The organism is Marinobacterium sedimentorum, assembly GCF_024267675.1.
Taxonomy (GTDB): domain Bacteria; phylum Pseudomonadota; class Gammaproteobacteria; order Pseudomonadales; family Balneatricaceae; genus Marinobacterium_A; species Marinobacterium_A sedimentorum.
In genome coordinates this window covers 37,628-51,872 of sequence record NZ_JALDYX010000022.1, presented here as the reverse complement: position 1 = coordinate 51,872, position 14,245 = coordinate 37,628, and the positions used below count along the sequence as shown (strand labels likewise).

Genomic DNA, 14,245 nt, shown 5'->3' with positions numbered 1-14,245 from the left:
TTGGCGGTTTGGGTTGACTCGCTATTGATGCAAAGACATGAATAAGCGATAGTTACCCGCGATGCGGCACTTGCGGTTACTGAATCAGCACACCGATAGCCGAACCCGATGTCTGAACCCCATAACAAAGACTATACAGGGCAATTCTGACAGCCGACTGAACAGATGCCCAGACACTCATATAGTTGGACACCCGCATATGCGCCAGGGATTGAATTCAGCGCCCAGTGCCCTCATTTTGAAAGCCTGTCACTTTTCACAGCGGGTTTTCACAATGAAAACAGGCGTCAACCCAAACAGGAATCCGGCCTGACGAGCACTAATCTGTGACCAATACGCCCGAGGCGCCCTGCACCTGCCTTGCAGCAGCCGGCCAACTCCCGTCATAGACAAGATGCCCGTCAGGCTCGCGACGCTACTCATCAAGCATCGAATCAGACATTTCATTTAACATCGACACGGACCTAACATGAGCGAAGTCAAACACCACCGCCTTATTATTCTCGGTTCCGGCCCCGCCGGTTACACAGCCGCCGTTTATGCTGCCAGGGCAAACCTTAACCCGGTGATCATTACCGGCATGCAGGCCGGTGGCCAGCTGACCACCACCACTGATGTCGACAACTGGCCAGGCGATGCCGAAGGCGTACAGGGTCCCGAGCTGATGCAGCGCATGCAGGCCCACGCCGAGCGCTTCAACACTGAAATCCTGTTTGACCATATCAATGAAACAGACCTGCGCAGCCGCCCGTTTCGCCTCAAGGGCGACATGGGCATCTACACCTGTGACGCCCTGATCATTGCCACTGGCGCATCAGCACAGTATCTGGGCATGGAATCCGAAGAAGCCTTTATGGGTAAAGGCGTTTCCGCCTGCGCCACCTGCGATGGTTTCTTCTACCGCAACCAGAAAGTTGCGGTTATCGGCGGCGGCAATACCGCGGTTGAAGAAGCGCTGTACCTGTCCAACATCGCTGCCGAGGTCACCCTGGTGCACCGTCGTGACAGCCTGCGCTCCGAGAAAATCCTGCAGGACAAACTGTTCGAACGCGCCAAGAACGGCAACATCAAGATTGTCTGGAACCACACCCTGGACGAAGTCCTGGGCGATGACACCGGCGTCACCGGCATGCGCATCCGCAGCACCGAAGACGACAGCACCCAGGACATGGAACTGGCCGGCGTCTTTATCGCCATTGGCCACAAGCCCAACACCGATATCTTTGAAGGCCAGCTGGACATGCACAATGGCTACCTGAAGATTCGCTCCGGGCTCGAAGGCAATGCCACCGCCACCAGTGTTGCCGGCGTTTTCGCCGCCGGCGATGTCAGTGACCACGTCTACCGCCAGGCGGTTACATCCGCAGGCTTTGGCTGCATGGCCGCGCTGGATGCCGAGCGCTACCTCGACGATCTGGAAAAGTAAGCCACGCAATACCCGGGCAGGCCCTGCGGCCTGCCCGCTGACTGACACTCGGGGAACCCTCGATGATTTCCTGGCTTTCCCGCACGTCCCATCAGTTCCCGCCCGCGTCCCAGGCACTCCAGGATCCCAACGGCCTGCTCGCAGCCGGTGGCGACCTGAACCCCGAACGCATACTCCATGCCTACCGCAACGGCATCTTCCCCTGGTACAACCCCGGCGAGCCCATTCTGTGGTGGAGCCCGGACCCGCGCTGCGTCATCTATAGCGACCGCTTGCATATTTCCCGCAGCCTGCGCAAACGCCTCAGGCGTACCGACTATCAGGTGACCTTTGACCAGGCATTCGGCGCTGTCATGGATGGCTGCGCAGCCCCCCGGGCCGGCAGTAGCGGCACCTGGATCAGCAGCGAGATGCACGCAGCCTATCGACAGCTGCACCGCAACGGGCATGCACATTCGGTGGAAATCTGGCAGGATGGTGAGCTGACGGGCGGGCTTTATGGCATTGCGTCTGGGTGCATGTTTTTTGGCGAATCCATGTTCAGCCGCCGCACAGACGCCTCTAAAATCGCCTTCGCCTGGCTGGTCGTACAACTTAAAAACTGGGGCTATCCTTTAATTGATTGCCAGGTACACAACCCGCATCTCGTCACCCTGGGAGCCGAAGAGATCACACGGGAAACCTTTCTTCAGGAACTGGATCGAATTATCGATACTCCCAACAGCCCGAGCTGGAAATTCGATATAGATGCCAGCGCATTTGGAGGCTAAGACTCCGTGACTACCCTGCGACAGCTGCACTTCTACTCCACACCGGAACACGAGTGCAGCTATATTCCCGGACGCATGGCCCGCACGCTCTTTGTCGACCCCCAGGCCGTCATCAGCACAGATGCCTATAGCCAGTTGTCGGACCTCGGGTTTCGTCGCAGCGGCAAGCACATTTACCGCCCCCACTGCGAAGGCTGCCAGGCCTGTGTCTCGGTTCGCATTCCCGTGGACAACTACCGCCCCGGCAAAAACCAGAAGCGTGTACTGAATCGCAACCGGGATCTGTCCTGCAATCGCGTGGCGCCGATCATGACCGATGAGCACTATGCCCTCTACGCGCGCTATATCAATGCGCGTCACGCCGACGGCGACATGTATCCTCCATCGATTGAACAGTTTCGGGCATTCCTGGTGGAGGGCCACGACAGCAGCTTTTTCTTCGAAGTGCGCCTGAACGACCAGCTGCTCGCCGTTGCGGTAACCGATCAGCTGACCCAGGGGCTTTCGGCGATTTACACCTTTTTCGACCCCGATATACCCAAGCGCAGCCTTGGCACCTACTGCATCCTGACGCAGATAGAACAGACGCACCAACTGGGCCTGCCCTACCTCTATCTTGGCTACTGGGTGAAGCAATGCCATAAAATGAGCTACAAGATTGGCTTCCGCCCCCTGCAATTACTGCTCGACGGACACTGGAGTGCATTACGCTAATCACTTCAACACGCGAATCTCTTTGATATAACACCGCTTTTAAGGCAGAATACTGCGCTTCACTGGGAAGCGCTGATGATATTCGTATTAAATCAGCGTGGAAGACTGGGTTAGCAACAGCCTTAACAAGGTAGGTACTGAATGGCCAAAGAAGATAGCATTGAAATGGAGGGCACCGTCATCGATACGCTGCCGAACACCATGTTTCGCGTAGAACTCGAGAACGGTCACGTTGTAACAGCACATATTTCCGGAAAAATGCGCAAGAACTACATCCGCATTCTGACCGGCGACAAAGTCAAAGTAGAACTGACGCCGTACGACCTGAGCAAAGGTCGCATCGTCTACCGCGCCCGCTGATTGCACGCCTTACCCAGCTCTCTTCCGCTTTATCAGCTTCAGTGGCAGCACCCTCGCTGTCACTGTGCTGCGCGTTTCAGCTCTGAAGAATGCCTGCGTTAACTTCATCGCCCGCCTGACGGCTAAAAGATACTGCCAAGCCCGCGCATCAGCCGCGAACACCAAGCTGTGCCGTTTTTTCGCAGGCACAGAAATTTGCCTGTACACGCGCTTTGAATCGGACGTCAAAATGCGGCGTATTGACGCAACGCAATAGGGTTTGGCTGGTAGCGACAAGCAAAAGGCAGCGCAGCTAAGTGCGTAAACACTTCGGATGACAGAATTCGGATGAAAGAAAAGAGCAACTGCAGCGACTGACAAGAATAGCCAGTCGCCGCAGTCAGATCAGTGACAGCCCTCCGGCTGTTCCGACACCACATGCAACGCCAGATCACCGTCGTCACCGACACTGATCTCCACAGTACCGCCCTCTTGCGCCAGCTCGCCGAACAGAATCATCTCTGCCAGCGGTTTTTTCAGCTGCTCCTGAATCAGACGCTTCATGGGCCGGGCACCCATAGTGTCATCGTAGCCTTTCTCCGCCAGCCAGGTACAGGCGGCATCATCGACATGCAGCACGACCTTTTTCTCATCCAGCTGCGCCTGCAGCTCGGTAAGGAACTTGTCGACCACCCCACGAATAATATCCGGTGACAGCGACTTGAACTGGATAATGCCATCCAGGCGGTTACGGAATTCCGGCGAGAACATGCGACGAATCGCGGCCATGCCATCGCTGGCATGATTCTGGTGCGTGAAACCAATGGACGGCCGACTCATCGCCTCGGCACCGGCATTGGTGGTCATCACCATGATCACGTTACGGAAGTCCGCCTTGCGGCCGTTGTTGTCAGTCAGGGTGCCGTTGTCCATTACCTGCAACAGCAGGTTGAACACCTCGGGATGCGCCTTCTCGATTTCATCGAGCAGCAGCACACAGTGCGGCGACTTGGTCACCGCTTCAGTCAGCAGCCCGCCCTGATCGTAACCCACGTACCCCGGCGGCGCACCGATCAGACGCGATACGGTGTGACGCTCCATGTACTCGGACATGTCAAAGCGCACCAGCTCAATACCGAGAATCCGCGCCAGCTGCGAGGTCACCTCAGTCTTGCCGACACCGGTGGGGCCCGCAAACAGGAAACAACCCACCGGCTTGTTGGCCTCCTTGAGGCCGGCCCGGGACAGTTTGATGGCAGAGGACAGCGTATCAATCGCCTGCTCCTGGCCCAGCACCACCATTTTCAGATTGGAATCGAGCTTCTTGAGCAGGTCCTTGTCGGAAGCAGACACGCTTTTCGGCGGGATACGCGCGATCTTGGCCACCACGATTTCCACTTCAGGCACATCGATCAGCAGCTTGCGACTTTCCTCCGGCATCAGACGCTGATAGGCCCCTGCCTCGTCTATAACATCGATGGCCTTGTCCGGCATATGCTTGTCATTGATATATCGATCCGCCAGCTCAGAGGCTGCACGCAGCGCCGCGTCGGTGTACTTGAGCTGGTGATGCTGTTCGAAGCGATTCTTCAGTCCTTTCAGAATCTGGTAGGTATCCAGCACGCTGGGTTCCAGCACGTCGATCTTCTGGAAGCGACGGGCCAGCGCCCGGTCTTTCTCGAAGATGCCGCGGAATTCCTGATAGGTCGTCGAGCCAATACAGCGAATCTCGCCGGAGCTGAGCATGGGCTTGAGCAGGTTGGAGGCATCCATGGAGCCACCGGAGGCGGCACCTGCACCGATAATGGTATGAATCTCGTCGATAAAGAGTATCGAGTGCTCCTGGCTACGAATCTCGCCCAGCAGCGACTTGAGACGCTTCTCGAAATCACCGCGGTACTTGGTACCCGCCAGCAGCGCACCCAGATCCAGTGAGTAAACCACGCTATCTGCAATCACCGATGGTACCTGCCCCTCGACGATTAGCTTGGCCAGACCTTCGGCAATGGCGGTTTTGCCAACCCCGGCTTCGCCAACCAGCAGCGGATTGTTCTTGCGCCGGCGCGACAGAATCTGGATAACGCGCTCAACCTCCGCATCCCGGCCCACCAGCGGATCTATACGCCCCTGCTGTGCCAGAATATTGAGATTGACGGCATACTTGGACAACGCGCTCTTGTCCTTGTCATCACCGGCCTCGGAATCTACCGACACCTCATGCTCCTGGGCGTCGTGATCCGAAACGCGGGAAATGCCGTGGGAAATGTAATTGACCGCATCAATGCGCTCCACGCCCTGCTGCTGCAGAACGAAGACGGCCTGGCTCTCCTGCTCACTGAAGATCGCTACCAGCACATTGGCGCCGGTGACTTCGTGGCGCCCGGACGACTGTACATGAAAGACAGCACGCTGCAGTACACGCTGAAAACCAAGCGTGGGCTGGGTTTCCATGTTGGGAATATTCTCCGGCAGCAGCGGAGTTGTCTCGTCTATAAAGGTAGTCAGCGACTGCCGCAACTTTGCGATATCAGCGCCACAGGCATTCAGTACCCCCTGAGCTTCGCGGTTATCTAGCAACGCGAGCAACAAATGCTCAACCGTCATGAACTCATGCCGCTTGTCCCGGGCTACCCGGAAGGCTGCGCTGAGGGTCTCTTCCAACTCTCTGTTAAGCATGGCGGACTCCTGATCAGACGCTTTCGACTTCACACAGCAAGGGATGTTTATTTTCCCTTGAGTATTGATTCACTTGCGCGGCTTTAGTTTCAGCCACATCGCGTGTGTAGATACCACAAACGCCCTTACCCTGAGTATGGACGGCCAACATGATCTGTGTCGCCTTTTCCTGATCCAGCGCGAAAAAAATCATCAACACCTCAATCACAAAATCCATGGGCGTGTAATCGTCATTCATCAACACCACCCGATACATGGGCGGGCGCTTCAATTTTGGCTTGGCCTCTTCAGTGGCCAGCCCTGAATTATGATCGCCATGCTGCTCATCATGCCCATCGTTGTCATTATCAGACGAAAGCCTGACTGATACGGAACTGCTCATGCCTGAATGTTAGCCTTTACTTTGGTCAGTAGATGAAATTGGGACTGACAATTAGCGTCCCGGATAGCCGGTGCTATACTGCCGTGACGCAGGAGGGATCCAGTATCAGCAGTACCTGCCTCAATGTAAAGAAGTCGCCCCGGGCCCACTTCATCATTGTAGCAAGTCAGCGTCTGGGAGTTGAGGCTTGTTTCCTGCAGACAAGCGCTCAGGGCAGTCAACGAGGGGAATTCGCGCATGCAGACAGGGAAAGTAAAGTGGTTCAACAACGCCAAGGGATATGGTTTTATTCTTTCGGATGACCACAACGAGGACTTGTTCGCCCACTACTCGGCGATCCAGTCCGACGGCTACCGCAGCCTCAAGGCAGGACAACTGGTCGAGTTCGAAACCCAGCCAGGCCCCAAGGGGACCCATGCTGTCAATATCAAGCCAATAGGCACGAACTGAGCCACAACACCCATACTGCCACTGACTGATTGAACTGAACCCGCGAAGCAGCCTGCCTGCCCGCGGGTTTTGTCGTTCCAGCCTCAGATTCAGGCCCCAGACAGCAAAAAACCAGCCCGACGGCTGGTTTTTTTATGGCTTTCTTACTGACAGGTTAAATCATCAGCTCACTGCATTCGGGCAATAATGGCGTCACCGAATTCCGAGCTTTTCAGCAAGGTGGCACCGTCCATCTGACGCTCAAAGTCGTAGGTCACTGTCTTGGCGGCAATGGCGCCATCGACACCCTTGAGGATCAGATCCGCCGCCTCCACCCAGCCCATATGTCGCAACATCATTTCAGCCGACAGGATCAAGGAGCCCGGATTGACCTGGTCCTTGCCGGCATACTTGGGTGCCGTGCCGTGGGTGGCTTCAAAGATCGCCACTTCGTCAGACAGATTGGCCCCAGGCGCTATGCCAATACCCCCAACCTCCGCGGCCAGCGCATCGGAAATGTAGTCACCGTTAAGGTTCAGCGTCGCTACCACATCGTATTCAGCCGGACGCAGCATTATCTGCTGCAGCATGGCATCGGCAATGACATCCTTGACCACTATCTGCTTGCCGGATTTGGGGCTTTTGAAACTCATCCAGGGGCCGCCATCCAGCAAGGTGGCACCGAACTCTTCCTCGGCGAGCTCATAACCCCAGTCCTTGAAGGCACCCTCGGTGAACTTCATGATATTGCCCTTGTGGACCAGGGTAACCGAAGCGCGGTCGTTATCCACCGCGTATTGAAACGCCTGACGTACCAGGCGCCGCGTACCCTGGCGGGACACGGGCTTGATGCCGATACCGCAATTCTCGTCAAAACGGATTTTGGTAACGCCCATTTCTTCTTTGAGAAAGCGAATGACCTTGTCGGCCTCCGGCGAACCGGCCTTCCACTCCACGCCGGCATAGATGTCTTCCGAGTTTTCACGGTAGATCACCATGTCCACATCCTGCGGGTTTTTCAAAGGGCTCGGCACCCCTTCAAACCAGCGTACCGGACGCTGACAGACATACAGATCCAGCTCCTGACGCAGCGCCACATTCAGCGAGCGGATGCCGCCACCCACGGGCGTGGTCAGAGGGCCCTTGATGCCCACCACGAACTCCCTGAACGCCGCCAGAGTTTCATCCGGCAACCAGGTATCCTGCTCATAGACCTGCGTCGCCTTCTCGCCGGCGTACACCTCCATCCATGAAATCTTGCGCTTGCCGCCGTACGCCTTGTCGACAGCAGCATCCACCACCTTGATCATCGGCGGGGTGACATCAACACCGATACCGTCGCCCTCGATGTAGGGGATGATGGGGTTGTTGGGGACATTCAGGGAAAAGTCGGTATTGAGCGTGATCTTTTCACCTTCGGTTGGCACCTGAATTTTCTGATATCCCATTCTCTACTCCACTGAATACATTCGTAGTAGTATCGCCCGACTGAGTATACACAAAGGCAATTCTGCCGCTATCGCACTATAGCCCATCAGGTCCAATGTCCCAGCTGATCCTGTTCAACAAACCTTTTCAGGTACTGACCCAGTTCACCGATGATCAGGGTCGCAAGACTCTGGCCGATTTTATCCGCCAGAAGGATGTTTATGCCGCCGGCCGGCTGGACTATGACTCTGAAGGTCTGCTGTTACTGACGGACGACGGCGCACTGCAGCATCAGTTGAGTCATCCGCGCCACAAGATGGAGAAGACTTATCTGGCCCAGGTCGAGGGCGACGTCAGCGAAGCGGCACTGGCGGCCCTGCGCAGGGGCGTGGAGCTCAAGGACGGCATGACAGCACCGGCCAGGGCCGTACGCGTCGAGGATCCCAAGCTGTGGCCACGCAACCCGCCGATCCGCCAACGGGCAGAGATCCCCACCAGCTGGATCGAGTTGCGCATCACCGAAGGGAAAAACCGCCAGGTCAGGCGCATGACCGCGGCCGTTGGCTTTCCGACCCTGCGCCTGATACGCACCGCCATAGGCCGCTGGTCACTGGATGATCTTAAGCCTGGCCAGCACCGCAGCATTGAAGCCCCTCAACCCGTACAGGGCAACAGAAGCACCACAGGCCGCGCTCCTGGCGGCGATCAAAGGCGCCCCAGCCAGAAACCCGCGAATGGAAAAAACAGGGGAAAAACGACTCCAAGAAAGCCACCAGGACGGCGACGCTAGACCATCACTATCCGTTCAACAGGGCCCTTTCGTAGCCTGGCACAGGGCAGCTTTGGGCTCTTAGGACTCACCAGTTACCATTTTGCAGCCGCATCCAGGTCAGTACCCTTTTGCTCGACCCAGCGCGCATCATCACCCAGCAACTCCTTTTTCCAGAACGGCGCATCGCGCTTGAGGTAATCCATGATGAACTGGGCCGCCTCGAAGGCCGCCACCCGGTGGCGCGATGCCACGCCAACGTAGACGATGTTATCGTTGCCCAGCAGTTCACCAATGCGATGAATCACGCAAACCTGCCCCAGCGGCCAGCGCTCCCGGGCCTGGGCAACAATTTTGGCCAGCGCCTTTTGCGTCATGCCGGGGTAATGTTCAAGGAAAATGCCCCGCAGCCGTTCGGCGCCTTCGAGCTCGCGCACAATGCCGGTAAAGGTGACAATAGCACCGCAGCTGGCATCCTCTGCACGCAGCTGCGCGTGCAGAGCGGCGATATCAAAGTCCTGGGTTTGAATACTGATAAAATCACTCATACATGACTCCTGTTGCGGGCGGGAAAAATCATAGCATTAATGCTATCGTGTGCACCCCTTGAATTGGCTGAGATGAAACCGATGTGCTGGACGCCCCACGCAACCGTCGCCACCATCGTCGAGCGGGATGGTCGCTTCCTTGTGGTCGAGGAAGAATCCGACGGCCTGCGGGTGTTCAATCAACCCGCAGGCCATGTCGAGGAAGACGAAACCCTGGTGGTGGCCGCAGTGCGTGAAACTCTGGAAGAAACCGGCTGGCAGGTGCGCCCGGACTCTCTGGTTGGGCTCTATACCTATAAGGCGCCGTCCAACGGAGTAACCTATTACCGTTTTTGCTTTGTTGCGACGGCGCTTGCGCGCGCGCAAGATTACCAGCTGGACGATGACATCATTGCGGCCCACTGGCTCAGCCGCGACGAGCTGCAGGAGCGCCGCGATCAGCTTCGCAGCCCGCTGGTGCTGCAATGCATTGATGACTACCTGGCGGGACGGCGTTATCCGCTTGAATTTGTGACAGAACATACCTCCCTGAGATCCGATCCGACATCACCATGAGCGCACACACCAACACCAAAGTAATCGTCGGCATGTCCGGCGGCGTCGACTCCTCCGTTTCAGCCCTTTTGCTCATGCAGCAGGGGTATCAGGTCGAAGGCCTGTTCATGAAAAACTGGGACGAAGACGACGGCACCGAATACTGCACCGCACTGGCCGACCTCGCCGATGCCCAGGCCGTCTGCGACCGCCTGGGCATAAAGCTGCACCAGGCCAACTTTGCCGCCGAGTACTGGGATAACGTGTTCGAACACTTCCTTGATGAATACCGCGCTGGCCGCACGCCCAACCCCGACATTCTGTGCAACCGGGAAATCAAGTTCCGTGCCTTTCTCGATTACGCCTGCGAGCTGGGGGCCGACCTTATCGCCACCGGCCACTATGTGCGCCGCCAGGACCAGGATGGGCACACCCGCCTGCAAAAGGGGCTCGACAACAACAAGGATCAGAGCTATTTCCTGCACCAGGTCGGCGAAGCTGAACTGGCCAAGACCCTGTTCCCGGTGGGCGAGCTCGAAAAGCCCGAAGTACGCCGCATCGCCGAAGAACATGATCTGGCCACCCATGCCAAGAAAGACAGCACCGGCATCTGCTTTATCGGCGAACGTCGCTTTGCGGACTTTCTGAAACAGTACCTGCCCGCCCAGCCCGGGGATATCGAAACCCCTGATGGCGAGGTCATCGGCCAGCACACCGGCCTGATGTACTACACCATAGGGCAGCGTCAGGGCCTGCGTATCGGCGGACTGAAAAACCATCCGGAAGAACCCTGGTTTTCCGCCTGCAAGGATCTGGAGCGCAACGTGCTTGTCGCCGTACAGGGCAAACAGAACGATCTGCTGTTCAGCGACTGGCTCAGCGCCACTGATATTTTCTGGATCAATGGCCAGTGCCCGCCGTTGCCCCACCGCTGCAGGGCCAAGGTGCGCTATCGCCAGGCCGATCAGGACTGCGTGATCGACGCCGGTACAGATGGCGGTTACCGGGTGCGTTTTGATCTGCCCCAGCGCGCCGTCACACCCGGCCAGTCCGTGGTGTTCTACGACGCAGAGACCTGCCTGGGTGGCGGGGTCATTGAAACCACGGGTAAAACCGGCTCGGAGTAAGCGCTCAAGATGTCACGCCAACAGGATCAACAGGCCATCGCTCTGGCCGCCATGTGCCAGGCCGCAACCCTGGTGGATCAGATCGCAACCCGCGGCATGATTCCGCAGAACAGCTTTGAAACCAGCCTCTACAGCATTTTCGTCACCAAGCCTGACTGCACCGAAGACATTTACGGCGGCGCCCATGACCTGCCCCACAATCTGCATCTGGGCCTGAAGACACTGGGCGACCTCATCGAAAAGCGCCGTGGCGATCAAAACCGCAACCTGATCAACTATGTGCTCAGCATGATCACCCTGCAGGCCAAGCTAGCCTCCAACCAGGAAATGCTCGCAACCCTCGGCAAGCGCATCGAGCAGATTAGCCAGCAGGCGCAGTATTTCAACGGCCAGGATGGCGATCTGATGGACAACCCGGCGGTGTTCACCCACACCAACGTGGTGGCCAATATCGCCAGCCTGTATCAGGAGACGATCAGCACCTTCAGTTTTCGCATCAACGTGGGCGGCGACCCGCGCCATCTGCAGAATGCCGACAACGCCGCCAAGATCCGCGCCCTGCTGCTGGCGGGTATTCGTGCCGCCATGCTCTGGCAGCAGGTGGGCGGGCGGCGCTGGCAGCTGCTGTTTTTCAAGCATCGGGTACGGCCGTCGCTGCAGCGCCTGCAGGCCCCGCAACAAACCGAATAGGCCCGGCATAGACTCGGACCTGAGGCTCGCCTGCGAATCTGCGCATAAGTCATACGCGGGCGCTGCATTTCCGGTATAATGCGCCCACTTTTTTAACCCTACAGTCACAGCGAGACGTTTCATGGAGCTCTCTGCCCTTACCGCCATATCCCCCATCGACGGCCGCTACGGCAGCAAAACTGCTGACCTGCGCGCCTTTTTCAGCGAATTCGGCCTGGTCCGTTTTCGTGTCGAAGTGGAGATCCGCTGGCTACAACAGCTGGCCAACCACCCAGGCATCGTCGAGGTTCAGCCGTTCAGCGCCGCCACAGACGCGCAGCTGAACGCTATCGTCAGCGAATTCAGCGAAGCCGATGCCCAGCGCGTCAAGGATATCGAGCGCACCACCAACCACGACGTCAAGGCCGTTGAATATTTCATCAAGGAAAAATTCGGCAGCAACGACGAACTGGCCAAGATCAGCGAATTCGTGCACTTTGCCTGCACCTCCGAAGACATCAACAACCTGTCCCACGCATTGATGCTGAAAAACGGCCTGGCCGTGATGCAGGATCAGATGCAGCAGGTGAAAGATGCCATCGCCACCCTGGCCCGCGATTTCGCCGCCCAGCCGATGCTGTCCCGCACCCACGGCCAGACAGCCTCGCCCACCACCCTGGGCAAGGAAATGGCCAACGTGGCGCACCGTCTGCAGCGCCAGCTCAAGCAGCTGGAGCAGATGGAGTTCCTCGGCAAGGTGAACGGTGCGGTCGGCAACTACAATGCCCACCTGTCCGCCTACCCCGATGTCGACTGGCAGGCCTACGCCGAGTCTTTCGTCACCAGCCTGGGCCTGGACTGGAACCCCTACACCACTCAGATCGAGCCGCACGACTACATCGCCGAACTGTTTGATGCGATCTGCCGCTTCAACACCATCCTGATCGACTTCGATCGCGATCTGTGGGGCTACATTTCCCTGGGTTACTTCAAGCAGCGCACCATTGCCGGCGAAGTGGGCTCGTCCACCATGCCGCACAAGGTGAACCCGATTGACTTCGAAAACTCCGAAGGCAACCTCGGCATCGCCAACGCCATCATGCAGCATCTGGCCGCCAAGCTGCCGATTTCCCGCTGGCAGCGCGACCTGACCGACTCTACGGTACTGCGCAACCTGGGTGTCGGCTTTGGCCACAGCCTGATTGCCTACCAGTCGGCCCTCAAGGGTATCAGCAAGCTGGAACTCAACGCCGTGCGCATGGATGCAGACCTCGAGAACGCCTGGGAAGTCCTGGCCGAGCCGATTCAGACCGTGATGCGCCGCTACGGCATCGAAGAGCCGTACGAAAAGCTCAAGGCACTGACCCGTGGTCACACCATGAACCGCGAGACTATCCAGAACTTTATCGATACGCTGGATATGCCGGACGATGCCAAGGCATCGCTCAAGGCTCTGACGCCGCAGAATTACATCGGCAATGCTGTGGCACAGGCCGAATCAATCTGATTGATCCGGGCTGAATGAACGGGGCCCTCGGGCCCCGTTTTCAATGCTGGCCGCAGTCTGAGCCTGGCCGACGCTGCCTGCGCAGGCCGATAGACGCATAACCCGAACTGCCTTCGGAACTCCCATGCTCAAGAATATCCGCATTGTACTGATCAACACCTTTCACCCGGGCAACATAGGCGCTGCGGCGCGGGCCATGAAGAACATGGGACTGACGCAACTCTGGCTGGTGGAACCGCGTGAATTCCCCCACCCCGATGCCGACTCCCGTGCCGCCGGCGCCAAGGATGTGCTGGACGACGCCAGGGTCGTTGGCAACCTCGATGAAGCCATCGCCGACTGCCAGCTGGTGATAGGTACAAGCGCGCGCAATCGCACCTTCGACCTGCCCCAGCTGGATGCCCGCGAATGCGGCATCAAGTGCGCGGCGGAGTCCGGCGACGGTGAAATCGCCATCGTCTTCGGCCGTGAAACCATGGGGCTGCATAACGACGAGCTCAAGCGCTGCAGCTTCCACGTCTATATTCCGGCTAACCCCGAGTACCCGGTGCTCAATGTGGCCCAGGCGATACAGCTGCTGAGCTATGAAGTCTGGATGGCCCACGAAAGGCCCGCCGTGAAGCAGGACAGCGCCCAGTATCCGCGCCAGGGTGAAATGACACTGTTCTACGAACACCTGGAGCGGGTGCTGCGCCTGACCCATTTCATTATTCCGCAGCATGAAGGCCGCGTACTCGACAAACTGCACCGCTTTTTCAACCGCAGCCGCCCGGAACGGGCCGAGTTGGGAATGTTGCGGGGGATTCTCACCTCGGTGGAAGAAGTCCTCGGCAAGCATAAAAAGTAAACAGCTGACAAAAAAGCAAAACAACGGACACAAAAAACAGTCATCGCGACCAGCCGGGCTGTTGTCCCGACAAGGTGCTG

The 14,245-nt window shown here is 57.7% G+C and carries 15 protein-coding genes; 11 read left to right on the top strand and 4 right to left on the bottom strand.

The window, feature by feature from the left end; all coding sequences use genetic code 11:
* Positions 1 to 469 precede the first annotated feature (469 nt).
* From trxB to infA, 4 genes are all read left to right on the top strand, one after another.
* Positions 470 to 1,426: a thioredoxin-disulfide reductase gene (gene trxB / locus MRS74_RS16715; RefSeq protein WP_254581414.1), complete on the top strand. Its 957-nt coding sequence runs from the start codon at positions 470 to 472 to the stop codon at positions 1,424 to 1,426.
* A 62-nt stretch (positions 1,427 to 1,488) separates the two neighbouring features.
* Positions 1,489 to 2,196, top strand: a complete 708-nt coding sequence (aat, locus tag MRS74_RS16710; protein WP_254581413.1) for a leucyl/phenylalanyl-tRNA--protein transferase — start codon at positions 1,489 to 1,491, stop codon at positions 2,194 to 2,196.
* A 6-nt stretch (positions 2,197 to 2,202) separates the two neighbouring features.
* Positions 2,203 to 2,910 (top strand): arginyltransferase, encoded by a 708-nt coding sequence (locus tag MRS74_RS16705; RefSeq protein ID WP_254581412.1) that lies wholly within the window; start codon positions 2,203 to 2,205, stop codon positions 2,908 to 2,910.
* A 141-nt stretch (positions 2,911 to 3,051) separates the two neighbouring features.
* Entirely contained in the window at positions 3,052 to 3,270 is a 219-nt protein-coding gene (gene infA, locus MRS74_RS16700; RefSeq protein WP_007019821.1) for a translation initiation factor IF-1, read from the top strand.
* 384 nt (positions 3,271 to 3,654) lie between these two features.
* On the opposite strand, the gene clpA is transcribed toward infA, so the two are convergent.
* Entirely contained in the window at positions 3,655 to 5,925 is a 2,271-nt protein-coding gene (clpA, locus tag MRS74_RS16695) for an ATP-dependent Clp protease ATP-binding subunit ClpA (RefSeq protein ID WP_254581411.1), read from the bottom strand.
* Between the two features lie 13 nt (positions 5,926 to 5,938).
* The gene (clpS, locus tag MRS74_RS16690) at positions 5,939 to 6,307 is read right to left on the bottom strand and encodes an ATP-dependent Clp protease adapter ClpS (protein WP_067382598.1); all 369 of its coding nucleotides are present in this window, start codon (positions 6,305 to 6,307) and stop codon (positions 5,939 to 5,941) included.
* Between the two features lie 237 nt (positions 6,308 to 6,544).
* On the opposite strand from clpS, the gene cspD reads away from it, so the two are divergent.
* On the top strand, positions 6,545 to 6,757 hold the full coding sequence (gene cspD / locus MRS74_RS16685; protein ID WP_067295063.1) for a cold shock domain-containing protein CspD: 213 nt from the start codon (positions 6,545 to 6,547) through the stop codon (positions 6,755 to 6,757).
* Positions 6,758 to 6,924: 167 nt separating this feature from the next.
* On the opposite strand, the gene icd is transcribed toward cspD, so the two are convergent.
* Positions 6,925 to 8,184 (bottom strand): NADP-dependent isocitrate dehydrogenase, encoded by a 1,260-nt coding sequence (icd, locus tag MRS74_RS16680; RefSeq protein WP_254581410.1) that lies wholly within the window; start codon positions 8,182 to 8,184, stop codon positions 6,925 to 6,927.
* Between the two features lie 95 nt (positions 8,185 to 8,279).
* Between icd and MRS74_RS16675 the strand changes: the two genes are divergently transcribed.
* Complete coding sequence (locus MRS74_RS16675) at positions 8,280 to 8,954, top strand: pseudouridine synthase (RefSeq protein ID WP_254581409.1); 675 nt, start codon at positions 8,280 to 8,282, stop codon at positions 8,952 to 8,954.
* 74 nt (positions 8,955 to 9,028) lie between these two features.
* On the opposite strand, the gene moaE is transcribed toward MRS74_RS16675, so the two are convergent.
* The gene (gene moaE, locus MRS74_RS16670) at positions 9,029 to 9,481 is read right to left on the bottom strand and encodes a molybdopterin synthase catalytic subunit MoaE (RefSeq protein ID WP_254581408.1); all 453 of its coding nucleotides are present in this window, start codon (positions 9,479 to 9,481) and stop codon (positions 9,029 to 9,031) included.
* Between the two features lie 72 nt (positions 9,482 to 9,553).
* Here moaE and MRS74_RS16665 point away from each other — a divergent pair, with 72 nt between their 5' ends.
* From MRS74_RS16665 to trmJ, 5 genes are all read left to right on the top strand, one after another.
* Positions 9,554 to 10,036 carry an NUDIX hydrolase gene (locus MRS74_RS16665; RefSeq protein ID WP_438362344.1) on the top strand — a complete coding sequence of 161 codons (483 nt, stop codon included), beginning with the start codon at positions 9,554 to 9,556 and terminating at the stop codon, positions 10,034 to 10,036.
* On the top strand, positions 10,033 to 11,142 hold the full coding sequence (gene mnmA, locus MRS74_RS16660) for a tRNA 2-thiouridine(34) synthase MnmA (RefSeq protein WP_254581407.1): 1,110 nt from the start codon (positions 10,033 to 10,035) through the stop codon (positions 11,140 to 11,142). The genes MRS74_RS16665 and mnmA overlap by 4 nt, the downstream gene beginning before the upstream one ends.
* A 9-nt stretch (positions 11,143 to 11,151) precedes the next feature.
* Positions 11,152 to 11,832, top strand: coding sequence for a high frequency lysogenization protein HflD (gene hflD / locus MRS74_RS16655; RefSeq protein WP_254581406.1), 681 nt, complete (start codon positions 11,152 to 11,154; stop codon positions 11,830 to 11,832).
* A gap of 121 nt (positions 11,833 to 11,953) precedes the next feature.
* Positions 11,954 to 13,318, top strand: coding sequence for an adenylosuccinate lyase (gene purB, locus MRS74_RS16650; protein WP_254581405.1), 1,365 nt, complete (start codon positions 11,954 to 11,956; stop codon positions 13,316 to 13,318).
* Positions 13,319 to 13,442: 124 nt separating this feature from the next.
* Positions 13,443 to 14,165: a tRNA (cytosine(32)/uridine(32)-2'-O)-methyltransferase TrmJ gene (gene trmJ, locus MRS74_RS16645; protein ID WP_254581404.1), complete on the top strand. Its 723-nt coding sequence runs from the start codon at positions 13,443 to 13,445 to the stop codon at positions 14,163 to 14,165.
* The last annotated feature ends 80 nt before the right edge of the window (positions 14,166 to 14,245 follow it).

Coding starts and splice junctions, on each gene's coding strand:
- trxB (WP_254581414.1), top strand. CDS start 470: ATGAGCGAAGTCAAACACCACCGCCTTATTATTCTCGGTTCCGGCCCC.
- moaE (WP_254581408.1), bottom strand. CDS start 9,481: ATGAGTGATTTTATCAGTATTCAAACCCAGGACTTTGATATCGCCGCT.
- clpA (WP_254581411.1), bottom strand. CDS start 5,925: ATGCTTAACAGAGAGTTGGAAGAGACCCTCAGCGCAGCCTTCCGGGTA.
- MRS74_RS16675 (WP_254581409.1), top strand. CDS start 8,280: ATGTCCCAGCTGATCCTGTTCAACAAACCTTTTCAGGTACTGACCCAG.
- aat (WP_254581413.1), top strand. CDS start 1,489: ATGATTTCCTGGCTTTCCCGCACGTCCCATCAGTTCCCGCCCGCGTCC.
- cspD (WP_067295063.1), top strand. CDS start 6,545: ATGCAGACAGGGAAAGTAAAGTGGTTCAACAACGCCAAGGGATATGGT.
- trmJ (WP_254581404.1), top strand. CDS start 13,443: ATGCTCAAGAATATCCGCATTGTACTGATCAACACCTTTCACCCGGGC.
- mnmA (WP_254581407.1), top strand. CDS start 10,033: ATGAGCGCACACACCAACACCAAAGTAATCGTCGGCATGTCCGGCGGC.
- MRS74_RS16665 (WP_438362344.1), top strand. CDS start 9,554: ATGAAACCGATGTGCTGGACGCCCCACGCAACCGTCGCCACCATCGTC.
- purB (WP_254581405.1), top strand. CDS start 11,954: ATGGAGCTCTCTGCCCTTACCGCCATATCCCCCATCGACGGCCGCTAC.
- infA (WP_007019821.1), top strand. CDS start 3,052: ATGGCCAAAGAAGATAGCATTGAAATGGAGGGCACCGTCATCGATACG.
- clpS (WP_067382598.1), bottom strand. CDS start 6,307: ATGAGCAGTTCCGTATCAGTCAGGCTTTCGTCTGATAATGACAACGAT.
- hflD (WP_254581406.1), top strand. CDS start 11,152: ATGTCACGCCAACAGGATCAACAGGCCATCGCTCTGGCCGCCATGTGC.
- icd (WP_254581410.1), bottom strand. CDS start 8,184: ATGGGATATCAGAAAATTCAGGTGCCAACCGAAGGTGAAAAGATCACG.